Origin of the sequence: Salipiger bermudensis (genome assembly GCF_020171625.1) — a bacterium.
In the GTDB taxonomy this organism is placed as follows: Bacteria; Pseudomonadota; Alphaproteobacteria; order Rhodobacterales; family Rhodobacteraceae; genus Salipiger; species Salipiger bermudensis_B.
This window is the reverse complement of sequence record NZ_JAIUZY010000005.1, coordinates 132,877-151,082: the sequence shown is the minus strand read 5'-3', so window position 1 is coordinate 151,082 and position 18,206 is coordinate 132,877. Positions and strand designations below refer to the sequence as shown.

Here is an 18,206-nt window from a genome sequence, read left to right as displayed (position 1 = left end):
GGAAGGACGAGCAAATGCTGGATACGGGACGCACCGCGCGCCGCCTCGAGAGCTACGTGCAGGGAGCCTGGCGCGCCGGAGAGGGCGAGGGCAAGCCGCTCGCCAATGCTGCGACCGGGGTTGTTCATGCCTATATCGGCTCGGAGGGGCTCGATTTTGCCGGGGCACTGGACTGGGGCCGCGAGGTTGGCGGCAAGGCGCTGCGCCAGTACACCATCCACGAGCGGGCGCTGATGCTCAAGGAGATCGGCCTCAAGCTGATGGAGATGAAGGACGCGTTCTACGCCGAGAGCCTCGCCACCGGCGCCACCGCGCGCGACGCCTGGCCGGACATCGACGGTGGCATCGGCACGATGCTCACCTTCGCGTCGAAGGCCCGGCGCGAGCTTCCCAACGCGAAGGTGATCCCCGAGGGCGCGGTCGAGCAGCTGTCGCGCGACGGCAGTTTCGTCGCCCAGCACATCCTCGTCCCGATGCAGGGCGTGGCGATCCACATCAACGCCTTTAACTTCCCGGTCTGGGGCATGCTGGAAAAGATCGCCCCCGCGCTGATCGCCGGGATGCCCTGCCTCGTAAAACCCGCCTCGGCCACCGCCTACCTGAGCGAGCTGGTGGTGCGGCGCATCCTCGAGATGGGTATCCTGCCCGACGGCGCTTTGCAGATCGTCTGCGGTGGTGTCGGCGACCTGCTGGACCACGTGACTGGGCAGGACATCGTCACCTTCACCGGCTCGGCCTCCACCGGGCGCAAGCTTAAGTCGCATCCGGCGATCGTCGAGAACTCGGTGCGCTTCACAATGGAGGCGGACAGCCTCAACGCCGCGATCCTCGGCCCCGATGCGGTGCCCGGCACGCCGGAGTTCGATCTTTTCGTCAAAGAAGTGCATCGTGAGATGACCGCCAAGGCGGGGCAGAAATGCACCGCGATCCGCCGCGTTCTGGTGCCCAGGGCGCAGGAGCAGGCGGTGATCGAGGCGCTCTCCGAGCGGCTTGCAAAGACGCCGCCGGGTCTGCCGGACGACGCCAACGCCCGGATGGGGGCGCTGGCCTCTCTGGGCGACCGCGAGGGCGTGCGCGAGAAGATCGCCGAGATCGCCCGCGAGGCGGAGATCGTCTTTGGCGATCCGGCCAAGGTCGCGCTGGTGTCGGGCGATGCCGAGGCGGGGGCGTTCCTGAACCCGGTGTTGCTCCGCTGTGCCGACCCGCTGAGTGCCTCTGCGCCGCATGACGTCGAGGCCTTCGGCCCGGTGGCGACGGTGATGGGCTACGAGGGGCTGGATCAGGCGATCACGCTGGCAATGATGGGCAAGGGCTCGCTGGTGTCGTCGGTGTTCACCAATGACCCCGACGTTGCGTCCGAGCTGGTGCTTGGCGTCGCGCCGTTCCACGGGCGGGTGATGCTGGGCAACCGCGACAGCGCCAAGAGTTCGACCGGCCATGGCGCGCCGCTGGCACCGCTGGTGCATGGCGGGCCTGGCCGCGCCGGCGGCGGCGAGGAGATGGGCGGCATGCGCGGGGTGAAGCATTTCATGATGCGCACCGCCGTGCAGGGCACGCCACGGCTGTTGTCTGCGGTGACGGGCGAATGGGTTGCGGGCGCACCGGCGGAGCAGGGCACGCACCCGTTCCGCAAGTCGCTGGCCGAGCTCGCCATCGGTGACCAGCTGGTCACCGAGCGCCGTGTCATCACCCAGGAGGACGTGGAGCATTTCGCGCAATTCACCGGTGACACCTTCTATGCCCACATGGACAGCGATGCGGCGAAGGCCAACCCGTTCTTCGATGACCGCGTGGCGCATGGCTACCTCATCGCGTCCTTCGCGGCGGGGCTGTTCGTGCAGCCCGATCCCGGCCCGGTGCTGGCCAACTACGGCGTCGACAACCTGCGCTTCCTGACGCCCGTCTATTTCGGCGACAGCCTGCAGGTTCAGTTGACCTGCAAGCAGATCAACCCGCGCGAGGGCACGGTCTATGGCGAGGTGCGCTGGGATTGCCGCGTCACCAACCAGAATGACGAGGTCGTGGCCGAGTACGACGTGCTGACCATGGTGGCCAAGAGCTGGCCGCTTCCGCAGGAGGCCTGAGCATGGCGGTCTGGTCCTGGGACGGGGTGGTGCCGGTGGTCGACCCGTCGGCCTTCGTTCACCCCGAGGCGGTGCTGATCGGCGACGTGATCGTGGGGGCCGGCTGCTATGTCGGCCCCGGCGCGGTGCTGCGCGGCGATTTCGGGCGGATCACGCTGCATCCCGGCTCGAACGTGCAGGAAACCTGCGTCGCCCATGCCTTCCCCGGCAAGGACGTGGTGGTCGAGGAGCGCGGCCATGTCGGGCACGGCGCGGTGCTGCATGGCTGCCACATCGGGCGCAACGCGCTGATCGGGATGAACGCCGTGGTGATGGACGAGGCGCGGATCGGCGAGAACAGCATCCTCGGCGCCATGGCCTTCGTGCGGGCGGGGATGGAGATCCCGGCCAATGTCATGGCCGTGGGGTCCCCTGCCAAGGTGCTGCGCGAGCTGAGTGCGCAGGAAATCGACTGGAAGTCGCGCGGCACGGATGTCTATCGCCAGCTCGCGGTGGACGCCAAGACCAAGCTCGCCCCGGCACAGCCGCTGGCAGAGGTGGAGGAGGGACGCCGCCGCGTGACGGCGCCCGAATACGATCCGCTCGTGGTCGAGCGCGCGGCGCTCAGCGGACGGCCTTGACCCCCTCGAGGATCAGGGTCGTCGCGACGCGGGCATAGTCCTCGCGGCTGATCTTTCCGCCGTCGCGGAACCACATGTAGACCCAGTTCATCATGCCGAAGAGCGACATGGTGACCGGCATCAGAAGCGGTCGCTCCGGGGTGCCGAGCTGCGGGTGTATCTCGTTCAGCGTGTTCGAGAAATGCGTGACGATGCGCCGCTCGATCTTGGTGATGCCGGCTTTCTGCTCGTCCGACAGCGCGGGGCCGGCATTGAGCTGCACCTTGTGCTGATCGTCGGCGCCCTTGTAGGCGTCGAGCACCGTCATCACCAGCGTCTCAAGCCGCTCGCGCGGGGGTAGGGCGGGATCGTCCGCCTCGTCCAGAGCGGCATCGAGCTCGTCGAGATGGCCCTTTATGATCGCGAAGATCAGCGCGTCCTTCGACGGATAGTAGTGGTAGAGCAGCGACTTGGAGACCCCGGCCTCGGCGGCGATCTGGGACATCGATGCCTTTTCCATGCCCTGCGTCGCAAAGACGTTGGCGGCGGTCAGGAGCAGCTGGTGCTGCTTTTCCTCGAAGTCGCTGGCGCGCGTTCTGGCCATATGCGCGGTGCTCCTCTTGGTCCGGCGGGCGGAGTGGCGGCGCGCCAGTCCTTACCCGCCGGACGGGATGTTTGCCACCCTGCCGGAAGGTTACTTCGGGCGGTTGTCGATGACGCGTTTCGCTTTGCCTTCGGATCGGGCAACGCTCTCGGGATCATGCACCTCGATCTTGGTCGAGACGCCGACCACCGACTTGATGTGGTGCGACAGCTCCTTCACCGAGGCGGCGCGGGCGTCGGCATCGCAGCGGGCCGGGGTGCATTCCACGTGCACGGTCATCACGTCCATCCGGTCCTTGCGGCCAAGTTCGATCTGGAAGTGCGGCGCGAGGCCTTCGCATTTCAGGATCTGCTCCTCGATCTGGGTCGGGAAGACGTTGACGCCGCGCAGGATGATCATGTCGTCGCTGCGGCCGGTGATCTTCTCGATCCGGCGCATCGAGCGGGCGGTGCCGGGCAGGATGCGGGTGAGGTCGCGGGTGCGGTAGCGCACCATCGGCAGACCTTCCTTGGTCAGCGTGGTGAACACCAGCTCGCCCATCTCGCCGTCGGGCAGCACATCGCCCGTCGCGGGGTCGATGATCTCGGGGTAGAAGTGGTCTTCCCAGACGTGCAGCCCGTCCTTGGTCTCGACGCATTCGTTGGCGACCCCGGGGCCCATGATCTCCGAGAGGCCGTAGATGTCGACCGCGTGCATGTCAAAGGCCTGCTCGATCTCTTCGCGCATGGCGTTGGTCCACGGCTCGGCGCCGAAGATGCCGACCTTGAGAGAGCTGTCGCGCGGGTCGATCCCCTGGCGGCGGAACTCGTCGAGGATCGAGAGCATGTAGGAGGGGGTGACCATGATGATCTGCGGACGGAAGTCCTGCATCAGCGTGACCTGCCGCTCGGTCATGCCGCCCGAGATCGGCACCACGGTGCAGCCGAGACGCTCGGCGCCGTAATGCGCCCCGAGGCCGCCGGTGAAGAGGCCATAGCCATAGGCCACGTGGCAGATGTCGCCCTTGCGGCCCCCCGAGGCGCGGATCGAGCGCGCCATGCAATCGGCCCAGGTGTCGATGTCCTTCTGGGTATAGCCGACCACGGTGGGCTTGCCGGTGGTGCCGGACGAGCCGTGGATGCGCACCAGTTGCTCACGTGGGACGGCGAACATGCCGAACGGGTAGGTGTCGCGCAGGTCCTGCTTCATGGTGAAGGGGAACTTGGCGAGATCGGCGAGCGTCTTGAAGTCGTCCGGGTGCGCGCCGTGCTCGTCGAAGCGTTTGCGATAGAAGGGGGAGTTCTCGTAGGCATGGCGCAGCGACCAGGCCATGCGCTTTTGCTGAAGCGCGGAAATTTCGTCGCGGCTGGCGATCTCGATCGGATCGAGGATCTCCTTCATGGGGGTCATGTCTGTCATGGTTTCTCCTCCCTTCATGGGTCAGCCCTCCGCCCGCGTTTCGGGCAGCAAAGGCCGGTTGAGCGTCCGCGAATGGCCGCGGAATTCTGCAATGACGGTCCCGTCCTCCCGGGAAACCGTCACGTCATAGATGCCGGAGCGGCCCTTGCGCGACACCTCGCGCGCGGTGGCCGTCAGCCTGTCCCCGAGCGCGCCCGGGGTGATGTAGGTGACCGAGCAATGCTGCGCGACGGTCATCTCGTTGTAGGTGTTGCAGGCGAAGGCAAAGGCGCTGTCCGCCAGCGTGAAGAGATAGCCGCCATGGGCATTGCCATGGCCGTTGGTCATCTGATCGCTCAGCTCCATCTCGAGCGTCGCATGGCCAGGGGCAATGTAGGCCAGCGTCATTCCGAGCCGCTGCGAGGCGCTGTCGGCGTTCCACATTTCCTTGGCACAGGCCTCGGCGAGATCCTGGGCGGACATGGTCTGACTGTCCTTCATGGCTCACTTCCCCTGAAAGCTGGCGGGACGTTTCTCGAGGAAGGCGGTGACGCCCTCGGCGTAGTCGTCGGAGCGGCCCGCCTCGCGCTGGCAGTCCCGCTCGCGGTCGAGATGCGTGTCGAGATCGTTGGTCGCGGCCTCTTGGATCAGCCGCTTGGTCAGCCCGAGACCCAGCGTCGGCCCGGAGGCGAGCTTTGCGGCGAGCGCCCTGGCCTCCGGCATCAGCGCATCGTCGTCGAGCGCCTTCCAGATCAGCCCCCAGTCGGCGGCGGTCTCGGCCATCAGCGGCTCGGCGGTAAGGGTCAGCGCCTTGGCGCGCGGTTCGCCGAGAATGCGCGCCAGCGACCAGCTGCCGCCCGCGTCGGGGATCAGGCCGATCTTCGAGAAGGCCTGAATGAACTTCGCGGATTTCGCCGCCAGCACGACGTCGCAGAGAAACGCGATATTGGCACCGGCCCCGGCGGCAACACCGTTGACGGCACAGATCACCGGCTTTTCGAGGGCGCGGATGAGCCGGAGAGTGGGGTTGTAGAAGGTCTCGATCGTGTGGCCGAGGTCCGGCTTCGGCCCGCCCTTGCGCGGATCGCGGTCGCCGAGATCCTGCCCGGCGCAGAAGCCGCGTCCGGCGCCGGTGAGCAACACGGCACGAATCGCATCGTCATCATGCGCACGCTGGATCTGCGCGCGCAGGGCAAGGTGCATCTCTTCGTTGAAGGAGTTCAGCTTGTCCGGGCGGTTGAGAGTCAGCGTCAGAACGCCGGACTCCAGCTCCGCCAGAACGGTGTGCGATGTCGTCATGTGATCCTCCCGGGCCCCCCTCCATGGGGTCAGTGACATTTACCGTTGCATAAACCGACCGGACGGTCAATGATACGAGTCATGCTTTGGGAGGAGCCATGACAGACCCGTTCACCCGCCATACACCGCTGCTTGAAAGCGCCCTGACGGCGCCTGAAACGCGCGCGTTCCGGACCTCGTTCGCGCAGGCCCCGGGCGGAATGAGTCGCTGGCATATGGCGGCCTGAGCGGACCCGGCACCCGATAAAAGACGGACACCAATCTGGGAGGAGTTACCATGATGTCCAAGACCACCACCGCGCTTGCCACACTGGCCGCGCTGGGCGCCCTGACCGGCGCCGCGCAGGCCGAGATCCGTCTCGGCGTCAGCGTTTCCGCCACCGGCCCGGCGGCCTTCCTCGGCGATCCCGAGGCCAAGACCCTCGAGATGCTGGTCGAGCAGCTCAACGAGGAGGGCGGCATCAACGGCGAGGAAATCGCGCTGACGCTCTATGATGACGGCGGCGACCCCAACAAGGCACGCACCTTCGCCACCCGCCTCGTCGAGGATGACGAGGTCGTCGCGATCATCGGCGGCTCGACCACCGGCACCACCATGTCGATCCTGTCGGTGGCCGAGGACGAGGGCATTCCCTTCATCTCGCTGGCCGGCGCGATCTCGATCATCGATCCGGTGCGCGAGTTCGTCTTCAAGACGCCGCACACCGACCGCATGGCCTGCGAGAAGATCTTCACCGACATGCAGGCGCAGGACATCACCCGGATCGGCATGATCTCGGGCACCGACGGCTTTGGCGCCTCGATGCAGGCGCAATGCAAGGACGTGGCGGGCGAGTACGGCATTGAGATCGTCGCCGACGAGACCTACGGCCCGCAGGATGCCGACATGACGCCGCAGCTCACCCGCATCCGCAACACCGACGGTGTGCAGGCGGTGCTCAACCCGGGCTTCGGCCAGGGTCCGGCGATCGTCACCCGCAACGTCGCACAGCTTGGCTTCGAGGTTCCGCTCTACCAGAGCCACGGGGTCGCCTCGGATGCCTTCATCGAGCTTGCCGGGGCCGAGGCCGCCGAGGGGCTGCGCCTGCCGGGCACGGCGCTGCTAATCGCCGACAAGCTGGCCGAGGATGACGCGCAATACGAGGTCGTGACCTCCTACACCGAGGCCTACAAGGCCAAGTACGATCAGGATGTCTCGACCTTCGGCGGCTATGCGCATGACGCCTTCGCGCTGATCGTCGATGCCATCAGCCGCGCCGGTGACAGCGAGGATCCGCAGGCGATCCGCGATGCGCTGGAAGAGACCAGCGGTCTCGTCGGCACGACCGGCACCTATGCCTTCTCGCCCGAGGATCACCTCGGCCTCGATCTCAGCGCCTTCCGGATGCTCGAGATCAAGGACGGCGACTGGCTGTCGGTCGAGTAACTCGCTTCGGCTCCGGGCCGCTGCCCGGAGCCGCTCCCCATTTTGCCAAAGCCTTGGGAGCCCCGATGGACGCCCTGCTGCAATTCCTGTTCTCCGGTCTGACCGTGGGCGCCGTCTACGCGCTCGTGGCGCTGGGTTTCACGATCATCTACAACGCCTCCGACGTGGTGAACTTCGCCCAGGGCGAGTTCGTCATGCTGGGCGGGATGATCACCGTCTTCACCTATCAAGCCGGGCTGCCGCTGCCGCTGGCCGCCGTGATCGCGATCCTCGTGACCTCGGCCATTGGCGTGGCGCTGAACAAGCTGGCGATCGAGCCGGCGCGCGGCGCGCCGGTGGTGTCGCTCATCATCATCACCATCGGCGCGTCGATCGTGATCCGCGGCGCGACGCAGCTGATCTTCGACAAGCAGCTGCACCGCTTCCCGTCGTTTTCGGGCGACGATCCGATCCACGTGCTGGGCGCGACGATCCTGCCGCAGAGCCTGTGGGTGATCGCCGGCGCGCTGGCGGTCTTCGTGGGGCTGTGGATCTTTTTCACCCGCACGCTGACCGGCAAGGCGGTGCTGGCCACGGCCAACAACCGCGTCGCGGCGCAGCTTGTCGGGATCAACACCGGCTGGGTGATGACCCTGTCCTTCGGTCTGTCGGCGGCCATCGGTGCCTTTGCCGGCGTGCTGGTCACGCCGATCACCCTCGTCGGCTACGACGTCGGCGTGGCACTGGCGCTCAAGGGCTTCGCCGCCGCCATGCTCGGCGGCATGGGCAACCCCAAGGGCGCTCTGGTCGGCGGGCTGCTGCTGGGCTGCTTCGAGGCGCTGACCGCGGGCTATCTCAGCTCGCAATACAAGGAGGCGGTGGCCTTCATCGTCATCCTCGGCGTGCTCTTCGTGATGCCGCAGGGCCTTTTCGGCAGCAAATCGACGGAGCGCGTGTGATGGCCGGCCGCAACAAATGGATTTCGCTCGGCGTGCTGGCGCTGCTGATCGCGCTGCTGCCGCTGTTCTTCCCCTCGGGCTACTACTACCGGGTCGGCGCGCTGATCTTCGTCAACGCGCTGTCGGTGGTCGGGCTGGTGATCCTGATCGGCTATGCCGGGCAGATCAGCCTCGGGCACGCGGGCTTTGCCGGGATCGGCGCCTATGCCTGCGCGCTGGCACCGGAGCATCTCGGGTTGCATCCGGCGCTGGCGGTGCTGCTTGGCGCGGTGGTCTCGGGTGTCATGGCGGCGCTGATCGGCAAGCCGATCCTGCGGCTCAAGGGCTACTACCTTGCGGTGGCGACGCTGGGCTTCGGCATCCTCGTGTCGATGGTGCTGACCAACGAGCGTGCGCTGACCGGGGGGCCGGACGGCATGAACGTCGCCGATCTGGGCCTGCGCGGCCTGCTGCGCGACATGGGCTGGCGGCTGTCGGGCGGCGAGTTCTGGTACATGATCTGCGGCGTGGTGCTGCTGATCGGGGCCTGGCTGGCGCTGAACCTCTTCGACAGCCCCTCTGGACGCGCCATGCGCGCGCTGCACGGATCGGAGGTCGCCGCCTCCACCGTCGGCGTCGACGTGCCGCGCCAGAAGCTGCGCGCCTTCGTGATCTCGGCGGTCTACGCCTCGGTCGCGGGCTCGCTGCTGGCGCTGCAGAACGGCTATATCACGCCCGACGTGGCGGGCTTCATGCACTCGGTCGAGATGGTCACCATGGCGGTGCTCGGCGGCGTCGGCTCGGTGCTGGGCGCGACCTTCGGCGCCGCGATCCTGACGCTGCTGCCGCAGGTGCTGACCGTCTTTGCCGAGTACGAGCAGCTGGTTCTGGGCCTCGTGATGGTGCTGGTGATGATCTTCCTGCCGCAGGGGCTGTTGCCCTCGATCGCGCGGCGTCTGAAAGGGAGGGACGAATGAGCCTTCTGGAGATACAGGGCCTCGGCATCAGCTTCGGCGGGCTGAAGGCGGTCAACGACGTGAGCTTCAAGGTCGCGCCCGGCGAAATCGTCTCGGTCATCGGACCGAACGGCGCCGGCAAGACCACGCTCTTCAACATGATTTCGGGCGTCTACCAGCCCGGGCGCGGCTCGGTCTCGCTGAATGGCCGTGCGGTGACCGGGGTGGCCCCCCACCGGCTGGCCGAGATGGGCCTGTCGCGCACCTTTCAGAACCTGCAGATCTTTCAGGAGATGACGGTGCTCGACAACGTGCTGGCGGGCTATCACCTGACCGAGCGCGGCTCGGTCTGGGCCGACCTGCTGTCGCTGCCCGGCATGAAGCGGCGGGCCGCCGAGGCGCGGTCCGGGGCGCGCAAGCTTCTGGAGCGGGTGCGGCTCGACAAGGCCGCCGAACAGGTCGCGGGCAACCTCAGCTACGGCGCGCTGAAGCGGCTCGAGATCGCCCGCGCGCTGGCGCTGAACCCGAATATCCTGCTGCTTGATGAACCCGCGGCGGGGTGCAACGCGGTCGAGACCGAGGAGATCGACCACCTGATCGCCGAGCTTGCCGCGTCGGGCATCGCCATCCTCCTGGTCGAGCATGACATGAAGCTGGTGATGCGGATTTCGAACCACATCGTGGTGCTGGACCACGGCGAGAAGATCGCCGAGGGCGACCCGGCCACCGTGTCTCGCGACCCGGCGGTGATCGCCGCCTATCTCGGCACCGAGGAAGAGGAGCCCGCCCATGCTGACGGTTGAAGGGCTGCGCTCGCGGTACGGGCGCATCGAGGTGCTGCACGGGCTCGACCTCGAAGTCAGCTCGGGTGAGATCGTCACCGTGGTGGGCGCCAATGGTGCCGGCAAGACAACCCTGCTGCGGTGCCTGTCGGGCACCCAGCCGGTGAGCGACGGAACCATCGTCTTCCGGGGCGAGAGCTTTGCCACCGTACCCGCCCACAAGCGGCTGAAGCGGGGCTTGGCGCAATCGCCCGAGGGGCGGCAGATCTTCACCAACCTCACGGTCGAGGAGAACCTGCGTCTCGGGGCCTTCCTGTTCTCCGACGACCGGGTCGAGCGCGACATGGCCGATGCCTTCGCCCTGTTCCCGATCCTGAAGGAAAAGCGCAATCTCGCGGCGGGGGGGCTGTCGGGCGGCCAGCAGCAGATGCTGGCGATTGGCCGCGCGCTGATGGGCCGGCCGCATTGCCTGCTGCTCGACGAGCCGTCGATGGGTCTGGCACCGCTCTTGGTGGCGCAGATCTTCGAGGTGGTGAAATCGCTCAAGGAGCGCGACGTGACGGTGCTGCTGGTCGAGCAGAACGCCTATGGTGCGCTCAAGATCGCCGACCGCGGCTACGTTATGGAAACCGGGCGGATCACCATGACCGGTGCCGCGCCCGACCTCATCGCCGATCCGCGCATCCGTGAAGCCTATCTGGGACTCTGAACCATGACACTTCTGACTGTCCAACGCGACGGCGACATCGCCGTCGTCACCCTCGACAACCCGCCGGTGAACGCGATCTCCGAGGCCGTCCGAAAGGAGCTCTTCGAGATGGTGGGCCAGCTCGACGCCGATCCCGACGTGCGCGCCGTGGTGCTGATCTGCGCCGGGCGGACCTTCCTCGCCGGGGCCGACGTGCGCGAGTTCGGCAAGCCGCCGGTCGAGCCGCACCTGCCCGACGTGGTGGACCGGCTCGAGGCGGCGGACACGCCATGGATCGCGGCGATTCACGGCGCGGCGCTGGGCGGTGGCTTCGAGATCGCAATGGGGTGCCGCTTCCGCATCGCCGTGGACAGCGCGCGGGTCGGTCTGCCCGAGGTCACGCTTGGCGTCATCCCCGGCGCATCGGGGACGGTGCGCACGCCGCGTCTGGCCGGGGTCGAGGTGGCGGTCGATCTGGTCACCAGCGGCAGGCCGATGCCTGCGGCAAAGGCGCTTGAGGCCGGGCTCGTCGACGCGGTGGTCTCCGGTGATCTCGAGCGCGAGGCCGTGGCCTTCGCCCGCAAGGCGCTGGCGGCGGATCTGCCGGTGCCGGTGTCGAAACGCCCGCTTGCGCCGATGCCCGAGGCGTTCTGGCAGGCGGCGCGCAAGGCGGCTGGCAAGGCCGGTCATCAGGCCCCGCTGCGCGCGCTGGATAGCATTCGTTTCGCCACGGAGCACGATTTTGCCGAGGCCATGGCGCATGAGCGCCAGACCTTCCTCGACCTGCGCGGCTCGGACGAGGCGGCGGCGCTGCGGCATGTGTTCTTCGCCGAGCGGGCCGCGCCGAAGCCAGCAGCGCTCAAGGACATCGCGCCGCGCCCCTTCGGGACCGTGGGCGTGATCGGCGGTGGCACCATGGGGGCGGGCATCGCCGGAGCCTGCCGCGAGGCCGGCATGGAGGTCATCCTCATCGAGCGCGATACCGAGGCGGTCGCACGCGGGCTGGCAAATGTCGGCAAGATCTTCGACGGCGCGGTCAAGCGCGGCAAGCTCAGCGAAGAGGAGCGCGCCGAGCGGATGGCGGGCGTGCGCGGCAGCACCGACTATGCCGAGTTAGCGCAGGCCGATCTGGTGATCGAAGCGGTGTTCGAGGAGATCGGCGTGAAGCGCGCGGTCTTCGCCGAGCTGGGCCGCGTCTGCCGCGCGGATGCGGTGCTGGCGACCAACACCTCCTATCTCGATCCCCGCGCCATCGCCGAGGGCCTGCCGCATCCCGAGCGCTTCATCGGGCTGCATTTCTTCAGCCCCGCCCACATCATGAAACTGCTCGAGATCGTGCCGACCCCGGACACCGCGCCCGACGTGCTGGCCACCGGCTTCGCGCTTGCGCGAGCGTTGAAGAAGATGCCGGTGCAGGCGGGGATCTGCGAGGGCTTCATCGGCAACCGCATCCTCAAGCGCTACCGCGCCGAGGCCGAGGCCCTGGTCTCGCAGGGGGTGGCGATCGCCGAGATCGACGGGGCGATGCGCGACTACGGCTTCCGCATGGGGCCGTTCGAGGCGCAGGATCTGGGCGGGCTGGACATCGCCTTCCTGCAACGCGAAGGCGCGCGGGCGGAGGGGCAGGACGTGGCCGAGACGCTGGGCGACATCCTCGTGCGGGCCGGGCGCAAGGGCCAGAAGACGGCCGGCGGCTGGTACGACTATGCCGAAGGGGACCGGAGACCGCAGCCCTCGGACGCGGTCACCAAGCTGCTCGCCGGGCGGGTGTCCGGGTCGCTCGACCTGCCGCGCCCCGAGATCGCCGAGCGGCTCGTCGGCGCGATGGCGGCGGAGGGTCAGGCGATCCTGCGCGAGGGCATCGCGCAGGCGCCGCAGGACATCGATCTTGTCGAGGTGCACGGATACGGCTTCCCGCGCTGGAAGGGCGGGCCGATGTTCGCGACAAGCGCGTCTTAGCACGGGCGCGGGGACGGGGCCTTCGAGGCTCGGGCCCCGTCGCGGCGTCCGGCACAACGTGCCACTAATCGCCTGACTGGCAGGTCGCGTTCGGCGGCACGCGCGTGCTGGCGCCGCTCAGGCGCCACGCCCCGCGACCCCTGCAGCGGCGTTACGGGCCTTCGCAGACCGGGGCGCGGGACAGGGGCTCCTGATCGGTCTCGACACCGTAGGCGCGGAAGCCGTGATCGTCGATCAGGATCACCCGGTAGGTCGGGTTGCCGCCGGTCCACCACGGGGCCGGCTCGTCGAGATCGGTGATGAACCGGTGCGACATGGCCTGCCCGGAGCTGTAGGCCAGTCCCTCGGGGCTGGTGCCCGACAGCGGCACATGGATGTGCCCGAACACCACGTGACGCACGCCGGGGCCATGGCCGCGCAGGACAGTGAGCAGCGCGTCGGTGTCGTGCAGGCCGATATGGTCGAAATGCGCCAGCCCGTGATGCGCCGGCGGGTGGTGGATGAACACCGTCACCGGTTGGTCGCCCGCGCCCTCGAGCGCGTCGCGCAGCCAGTCCCGACGCGCCTCGCAGAACTTGCCGCCGATGAAGCCGTGCTCGTGGCTGTCGAGGAACAGCAGGCGCCCCTGCGGCGTGTCCATGTGGCTCTGGACGTGGCCGCTCTCCGTCACCGGCTGGTCGGGGAAGGCGTCGCGGAAGGCCGGGCGCTCGTCGTGGTTGCCCAGCATCAGGCGGACGGGGCAGGGCAGCGGCGCCAGGATCTCGCGCAGCAGCGCGTAGGCGGAGGGGTCGCCGTCGTTGCACAGGTCGCCGGTGATCACGAGCAGGTCGGCATCGGCGTGATGCGCGAGGACATGGGCCACACCGCGACGCAGCATCTCGGCAGGGTCGAGCTTGTGCAGGGTCTCTCCCGGCGGGACGAGATGCGTGTCGGTGAACTGAATGATCTTCATGGGTGGGTCTTTTTCTGGAAGCCGGAGGTCCGTCGCGGGCGACGGCGTGTGCCGTCGCCCGGTGCCGTATCGGGGAGGGAGAGGGAGAGAATGCCCGGGCGGCACGGGGCCGCCCGGGCAGATCGGTTTATTCCATCAGCGCGTTGGTTTCCGACACCAGCTGCGCGAGGCCGTCCTCGGGCGTGGTCTCGCCGCGCATCACGGCGGCGATGATGTCGCGCTGGGTGCGCCAGATGCGAACGCTGTCACCGCCGGGATAGCCGGCCCAAGGCTGCGAGCGGTCGGCCTGGAACGAGGCGGTCTCGACATTGGGGTTCTCGGCGTAGAACGGGGCCAGGAACTCTTCGCCGGTGGCGCGCTTGTTGGTGGGCAGGTAGCCGGTGATGCGCACGATCATGTCCTGCGCCTCGGGGCCGGTGACCCACTTGAGGTATTCCCAGGCCGCGTCCTGCTTGGCCTCGTCCTGCGTCAGCATGACCGCCGCGTTGCCACCCGTCGGCACGCCGCCGTTTTCCTTGTCGTCCAGCGGGAAGGTGTCGGTCACCAGCTCGAAGCGGTCGCCGACCAGCTCTTCCACGGTCTGCACATGCGCCGGGGTCGAGAAGATGAGGCCGGTCTTGCCGGCGCCGAACTGCTGGCGCGACTGGTCCCAGTCGAGCACCGGCTGGCCGGCCTCGGTGACGAAGGAGCGGAAGTAGTTGAGCGCGTTGAGGCCGACCTCGTTGTCGAAGGCGACCTTGCCGGTCTCTGCGTCGATGAGTTCGCCGCCCTGCTGGTAGACCATCGCCTGCCACAGCCAGTCGTCGGGCCAGCCGCCGATGTCATAGGCCATGCCGGCGATGTCGTCGCCAAGCGCGTTGATCTCGACCGCCAGATCGAGCAGCTCGGGCCAGGTGTCGGGCATGTTTTCGGGATCGCCGCCCGCCTCGCGCACGAGGTCGGCGTTTACGTACATGATCGGCGAGGAGGCGTTGACCGGCAGGCCCCACTGGGTGTCGCCGATCTTGCCGAGCGCGTACATCTTGGGCGAGTAGTTCTCGTCGACCCAGCCGCTGTCTTCCTGCTCGACGAACTGGGCGATCGGGGTGATCTGGCCGCGCGGCTCGAGGGTTTCGACCAGCTCCTGCAGCAGGTGGTAGCCCGAGAAGAACACGTCGGGCATGTCGCCGGTCACGGCCGAGCGCAGCACCTGCTGGTGGCCCTCGTTATAGGCCACGGCGGGGGCGCGGAACTCGATCTTGATGTCCGGGTGCTGCTCCATGAACGCCTCGGCGATCGGCTGGTGGAAGCGGGTGAAGCCCGGCAGGTTGTAGAGCACGTCGAGGGTGACCTGCTCTGCCATCGCGGAGGCGGGCAGGAGGACAAGCGCCGCGGCGCCGGGCAGGAGGGAAGAGAGTTTAGACATGCGGAAGCTCCGTTTTGTCTTGGGGAGAGGAAAGGGGGACGGGGATCACTTGACCCCGGTCATGGTGATGCCGGCGATGAACTGACGTCGGGCCAGCAGGAAGCAGAGAACCATCGGTGCGGTGACCAGCGTGGCCCCTGCCATGAGGGCGCCGTAATCGGCCCCGGATTCCGCGTCGGAGAAGTACAGCATCCCCAGCGGCGGCGGCGCGAGCGCCGTGTCCCGGACCACGATCATCGGCCAGTAGAGATCGTTCCAGTGCGCCACGACCGAGAAGATCGCGAAGGCCGAGAGCGACGGCAGCGAGCCGCGCAGGACCAGGCGCCAGCAGATATCGAACTCGGAGAAGCCGTCGAGACGCGCGGCCTCGATGATCTCGTCCGGGTAGGAGCGGAACGACTGGCGGAACAGGAAGATGGCAAAGACCGACAGGAAGAACGGCGCCATCAGGGCGAAGTAGGTGTTCAGGAGCTGCGCCTTGGCCAGCCCCACGAAGAGCGGAAGGGCCAGGGCCTGCATCGGCACGCAAAGCGCCCCCACGACCAGCGCCAGGAACAGCGCCTTGCCGGGAAACTTCAGCTTGGCCAGCGCATAGGCGGCGGGCACCGCGGTCGCCACCTGCACGATCAGGATGCCGGCGCAGACGATCACGCCGTTGAGCATGAAGCGCCCCATCGGCACGCGCTCTTCGACCTTGGCGAAGTTGCGGCCTGCCGAGAAGTCCTCGGGGATCGGCCAGAGCGAGATGTCGAAGATCTCGGAGGGCGCGCGGATCGCGGTCAGCCCCATACAGTAGAACGGCAGCAGCATGACGCAGGCGCCGAGCGCCAGCACGAGATGCGGAACGAAGCGGGCCATCAGTAGTGAACCTTGCGGTCGAGTTTGAAGGTCTGGCCGACCGAGAGGATCAGCACGAGCGCGAGGAAGATCAGCGTCAGCGCGGCGGCGTAGCCGGTCTCGGCGTACTCGAACCCCTCGAGGTAGATGGCATAGAGCAAGGTTTCCGAGCCCTGCCGCCCCTTGGTCAGCACGGCCACCTGCTCGAACACCTTGAAGGCCGAGATCGAGGTGGTGACCATGACGAACATCGTGGTCGGCCCCAGCATCGGCCAGGTCACGGTCAGGAAGCGGTCGACCGGGGATTTCGCCCCGTCGAGCCGCGCCGCTTCGGTCAGGTCCTTCGGGATCGCGGTCAGACCGGCGAGGAACAGAACCATGTTGAAGCCCAGCACCTGCCAGATGCCCATCAGCGCCATCGTCGGGATCAGCAGCGCTGGATCGGCGAGGAAGGCCACCGGCTCGAACCCGAGCCAGCGGATCGCGGCATTGACCGGCCCGAGAGAGGGGTGCAGCAGGAACTGCCAAACCGTCGCCATGGCCACCAGCGTCGCGGTGACGGGCAGGAAATAGGCCACTTCCCACAGGCCGCGCGTGCGCTTGGTGCCATGCACCAGAAGCGCGATGCCGAGCGCCAGCCCGACGCCCAGCGGGATCACCAGCGCCGCGTAGATCAGCGTGTTCACCAGCGCGCGCAGGAACACCGGGTCCGAAACCGCGCGTTCGAAGTTGCCCAGCCCGATGACGCTCCAGTCGAGTGCGCCGAGCTGGTAGTCGGTGACGCTGAAGCCGGTCAGCACCAGCACGGGCAGGATGTAGATCGCCAGCATGAGCAGCGCGGCGGGGGCAACGAAGGCCAGCGCGCGCCACATCATGCGCCGCTCGCGCCGGCTGCCCTGCCGCGCGGGGATCGTGGCCAGAGGGGAGAGGTCGAGACTGGTCATGCCACCTGCTCCGCGCGCTGGGCGACCTCGCGGCGGCGCTCGTCGGCGCCGAAGAGATGCGCCCTTTCGGGGGCGAAATCGACATGCACCTGCCCGTCGCCGGGGATCACCTCCGCCCCGGCATACTGGCGCAGCACGAGGCGCCCGGCACCGGTGCCGGGAAGCTCCAGCGTCAGGTAGCGGTCGGCACCGTGCGGCTCGATGCGCAGCACCTTCGCGGGCCAGCCCGTCCGGGCGAGGCGCAGGTCCTCGGGGCGCAGGCCAAGCGTGGCGGGGCCGGGAGCGGAGCGGACCGCGAGCGCGGTCGGCCGGCCGAACAGCATGACGGTGCCGCCGGGGGCGATCTCGACCGGCAGCACGTTCATCTGGGGCGTGCCGATGAAGCGCGCCACGGTGAGGTTGGCGGGCCGCTCGTACAGCTCGGACGGGGTGCCGAGCTGCGCAATCTCGCCGGCGTCCATCAGCGCGATGCGGTTGGACATGGTCATCGCCTCGACCTGATCGTGGGTGACGTAGACGAAGGTGGTGCCGAGGCGGGCGTGCAGGTCGGCCAGTTCCTCGCGCATGTGGGCGCGCAGCTTGGCGTCGAGGTTGGACAGCGGCTCGTCCATCAGGAACGCGGCGGGATCGCGCACCAGCGCGCGGGCCAGCGCGACCCGCTGGCGCTGCCCGCCCGAAAGCTGGGCCGGGCGACGGTCCAGCAGCGGCGTGATCTGCAGGACCTCGGCGGCCTCGCGCACGGCGGCGTCGATCCCGGCGCGGGTGTCGGACTGGTTGGGCACCAGCCGTCCGATCAGCGGCAGACGGGCCGCGCCGGGCAGGCGGCGCATCCGCAGCGGCGTGGCGATGTTCTCGCGCACCGTCATGTGGGGGTAGAGCGCATAGCTCTGGAACACCATGGCGAGGTTGCGATCCGACGGGTCCACGTCGGTCACGTCGCGTCCGGCGATCTCCAGCGTGCCGCGGTCCTGCGTTTCCAGCCCGGCGATGATGCGCAGCAGGGTGGACTTGCCGCAGCCCGAGCTGCCGACGAGGCTGAGGAACTCGCCCTCTCGGATATCGAGATCGATCCCCCTGAGCACCGGCGTGCCGCCGAAGGCCTTGGCGACGCCGTGCAACGCCAGCGCGGGCGTGGCGGTCAGGGTCCGGGTGAGGTCCATCTGCGTTTCCTTTCTCGTCATCCGCAAGACTCGTGACCGTGCCAGCCGGTGGTGTCAGGTCCGCCCCACAGGGCGCGCGACACCAGTGCCGCGACCGGGAGGATCGCGGGCTGAGACAAAGCCACAGTCCTTCGCTGTTTTCGTTCGAAAGCCGATCCGGGGATTCGGCGCTGTTGCTGCGCACTTAGAGGGTGCAGGTAACAGGCAAGTGACGCTT

17 protein-coding genes are annotated in these 18,206 nt (G+C 68.0%); 8 read left to right on the top strand and 9 right to left on the bottom strand.

Features of this window, described 5'->3' with window-relative positions; genetic code table 11:
* The first annotated feature begins 14 nt into the window (after positions 1 to 14).
* A complete protein-coding gene (paaZ, locus tag LCM15_RS10150; RefSeq protein ID WP_224856006.1) occupies positions 15 to 2,084 on the top strand; it encodes a phenylacetic acid degradation bifunctional protein PaaZ in 2,070 nt (689 codons plus the stop codon).
* Between the two features lie 2 nt (positions 2,085 to 2,086).
* Positions 2,087 to 2,704, top strand: coding sequence for a transferase hexapeptide repeat family protein (locus tag LCM15_RS10145; protein ID WP_224856004.1), 618 nt, complete (start codon positions 2,087 to 2,089; stop codon positions 2,702 to 2,704).
* Here the strand turns inward: LCM15_RS10145 and LCM15_RS10140 are convergent.
* From LCM15_RS10140 to paaG, 4 genes are all read right to left on the bottom strand, one after another.
* On the bottom strand, positions 2,688 to 3,287 hold the full coding sequence (locus tag LCM15_RS10140; RefSeq protein WP_224856002.1) for a TetR/AcrR family transcriptional regulator: 600 nt from the start codon (positions 3,285 to 3,287) through the stop codon (positions 2,688 to 2,690). The genes LCM15_RS10145 and LCM15_RS10140 overlap by 17 nt on opposite strands.
* Positions 3,288 to 3,377: 90 nt before the next feature.
* Positions 3,378 to 4,685, bottom strand: coding sequence for a phenylacetate--CoA ligase PaaK (gene paaK, locus LCM15_RS10135; RefSeq protein WP_224856000.1), 1,308 nt, complete (start codon positions 4,683 to 4,685; stop codon positions 3,378 to 3,380).
* 21 nt (positions 4,686 to 4,706) lie between these two features.
* A complete protein-coding gene (paaI, locus tag LCM15_RS10130) occupies positions 4,707 to 5,147 on the bottom strand; it encodes a hydroxyphenylacetyl-CoA thioesterase PaaI (protein ID WP_224856663.1) in 441 nt (146 codons plus the stop codon).
* 21 nt (positions 5,148 to 5,168) lie between these two features.
* Positions 5,169 to 5,963, bottom strand: coding sequence for a 2-(1,2-epoxy-1,2-dihydrophenyl)acetyl-CoA isomerase PaaG (gene paaG, locus LCM15_RS10125; RefSeq protein ID WP_224855998.1), 795 nt, complete (start codon positions 5,961 to 5,963; stop codon positions 5,169 to 5,171).
* A 277-nt stretch (positions 5,964 to 6,240) separates the two neighbouring features.
* Between paaG and LCM15_RS10120 the strand changes: the two genes are divergently transcribed.
* The 6 genes from LCM15_RS10120 to LCM15_RS10095 all read left to right on the top strand — a co-directional run bounded on the left by LCM15_RS10120 (position 6,241) and on the right by LCM15_RS10095 (position 12,691).
* On the top strand, positions 6,241 to 7,389 hold the full coding sequence (locus tag LCM15_RS10120) for an ABC transporter substrate-binding protein (protein WP_412103286.1): 1,149 nt from the start codon (positions 6,241 to 6,243) through the stop codon (positions 7,387 to 7,389).
* A gap of 65 nt (positions 7,390 to 7,454) precedes the next feature.
* Positions 7,455 to 8,327, top strand: coding sequence for a branched-chain amino acid ABC transporter permease (locus LCM15_RS10115; protein WP_224855994.1), 873 nt, complete (start codon positions 7,455 to 7,457; stop codon positions 8,325 to 8,327).
* The gene (locus LCM15_RS10110; protein WP_224855992.1) at positions 8,327 to 9,283 is read left to right on the top strand and encodes a branched-chain amino acid ABC transporter permease; all 957 of its coding nucleotides are present in this window, start codon (positions 8,327 to 8,329) and stop codon (positions 9,281 to 9,283) included. The genes LCM15_RS10115 and LCM15_RS10110 overlap by 1 nt, the downstream gene beginning before the upstream one ends.
* Positions 9,280 to 10,065: an ABC transporter ATP-binding protein gene (locus LCM15_RS10105; protein ID WP_224855990.1), complete on the top strand. Its 786-nt coding sequence runs from the start codon at positions 9,280 to 9,282 to the stop codon at positions 10,063 to 10,065. Before LCM15_RS10110 ends, LCM15_RS10105 begins: the two co-directional genes overlap by 4 nt.
* Positions 10,052 to 10,753 carry an ABC transporter ATP-binding protein gene (locus LCM15_RS10100; protein ID WP_224855988.1) on the top strand — a complete coding sequence of 234 codons (702 nt, stop codon included), beginning with the start codon at positions 10,052 to 10,054 and terminating at the stop codon, positions 10,751 to 10,753. Before LCM15_RS10105 ends, LCM15_RS10100 begins: the two co-directional genes overlap by 14 nt.
* A gap of 3 nt (positions 10,754 to 10,756) precedes the next feature.
* Positions 10,757 to 12,691, top strand: coding sequence for a 3-hydroxyacyl-CoA dehydrogenase NAD-binding domain-containing protein (locus tag LCM15_RS10095; RefSeq protein WP_224855986.1), 1,935 nt, complete (start codon positions 10,757 to 10,759; stop codon positions 12,689 to 12,691).
* A gap of 151 nt (positions 12,692 to 12,842) precedes the next feature.
* Here the strand turns inward: LCM15_RS10095 and LCM15_RS10090 are convergent, their stop codons facing one another.
* From LCM15_RS10090 to LCM15_RS10070, 5 genes are all read right to left on the bottom strand, one after another.
* Complete coding sequence (locus LCM15_RS10090) at positions 12,843 to 13,643, bottom strand: phosphodiesterase (protein WP_224855984.1); 801 nt, start codon at positions 13,641 to 13,643, stop codon at positions 12,843 to 12,845.
* A gap of 127 nt (positions 13,644 to 13,770) precedes the next feature.
* Positions 13,771 to 15,048 (bottom strand): ABC transporter substrate-binding protein, encoded by a 1,278-nt coding sequence (locus LCM15_RS10085; protein WP_224855982.1) that lies wholly within the window; start codon positions 15,046 to 15,048, stop codon positions 13,771 to 13,773.
* A 45-nt stretch (positions 15,049 to 15,093) separates the two neighbouring features.
* Positions 15,094 to 15,906 (bottom strand): carbohydrate ABC transporter permease, encoded by an 813-nt coding sequence (locus LCM15_RS10080; RefSeq protein WP_224855980.1) that lies wholly within the window; start codon positions 15,904 to 15,906, stop codon positions 15,094 to 15,096.
* On the bottom strand, positions 15,906 to 16,829 hold the full coding sequence (locus LCM15_RS10075; protein WP_224855978.1) for a carbohydrate ABC transporter permease: 924 nt from the start codon (positions 16,827 to 16,829) through the stop codon (positions 15,906 to 15,908). The genes LCM15_RS10080 and LCM15_RS10075 overlap by 1 nt, the downstream gene beginning before the upstream one ends.
* Positions 16,826 to 17,989 (bottom strand): ABC transporter ATP-binding protein, encoded by a 1,164-nt coding sequence (locus LCM15_RS10070; protein WP_224855976.1) that lies wholly within the window; start codon positions 17,987 to 17,989, stop codon positions 16,826 to 16,828. The genes LCM15_RS10075 and LCM15_RS10070 overlap by 4 nt, the downstream gene beginning before the upstream one ends.
* Between the last annotated feature and the right edge of the window lie 217 nt (positions 17,990 to 18,206).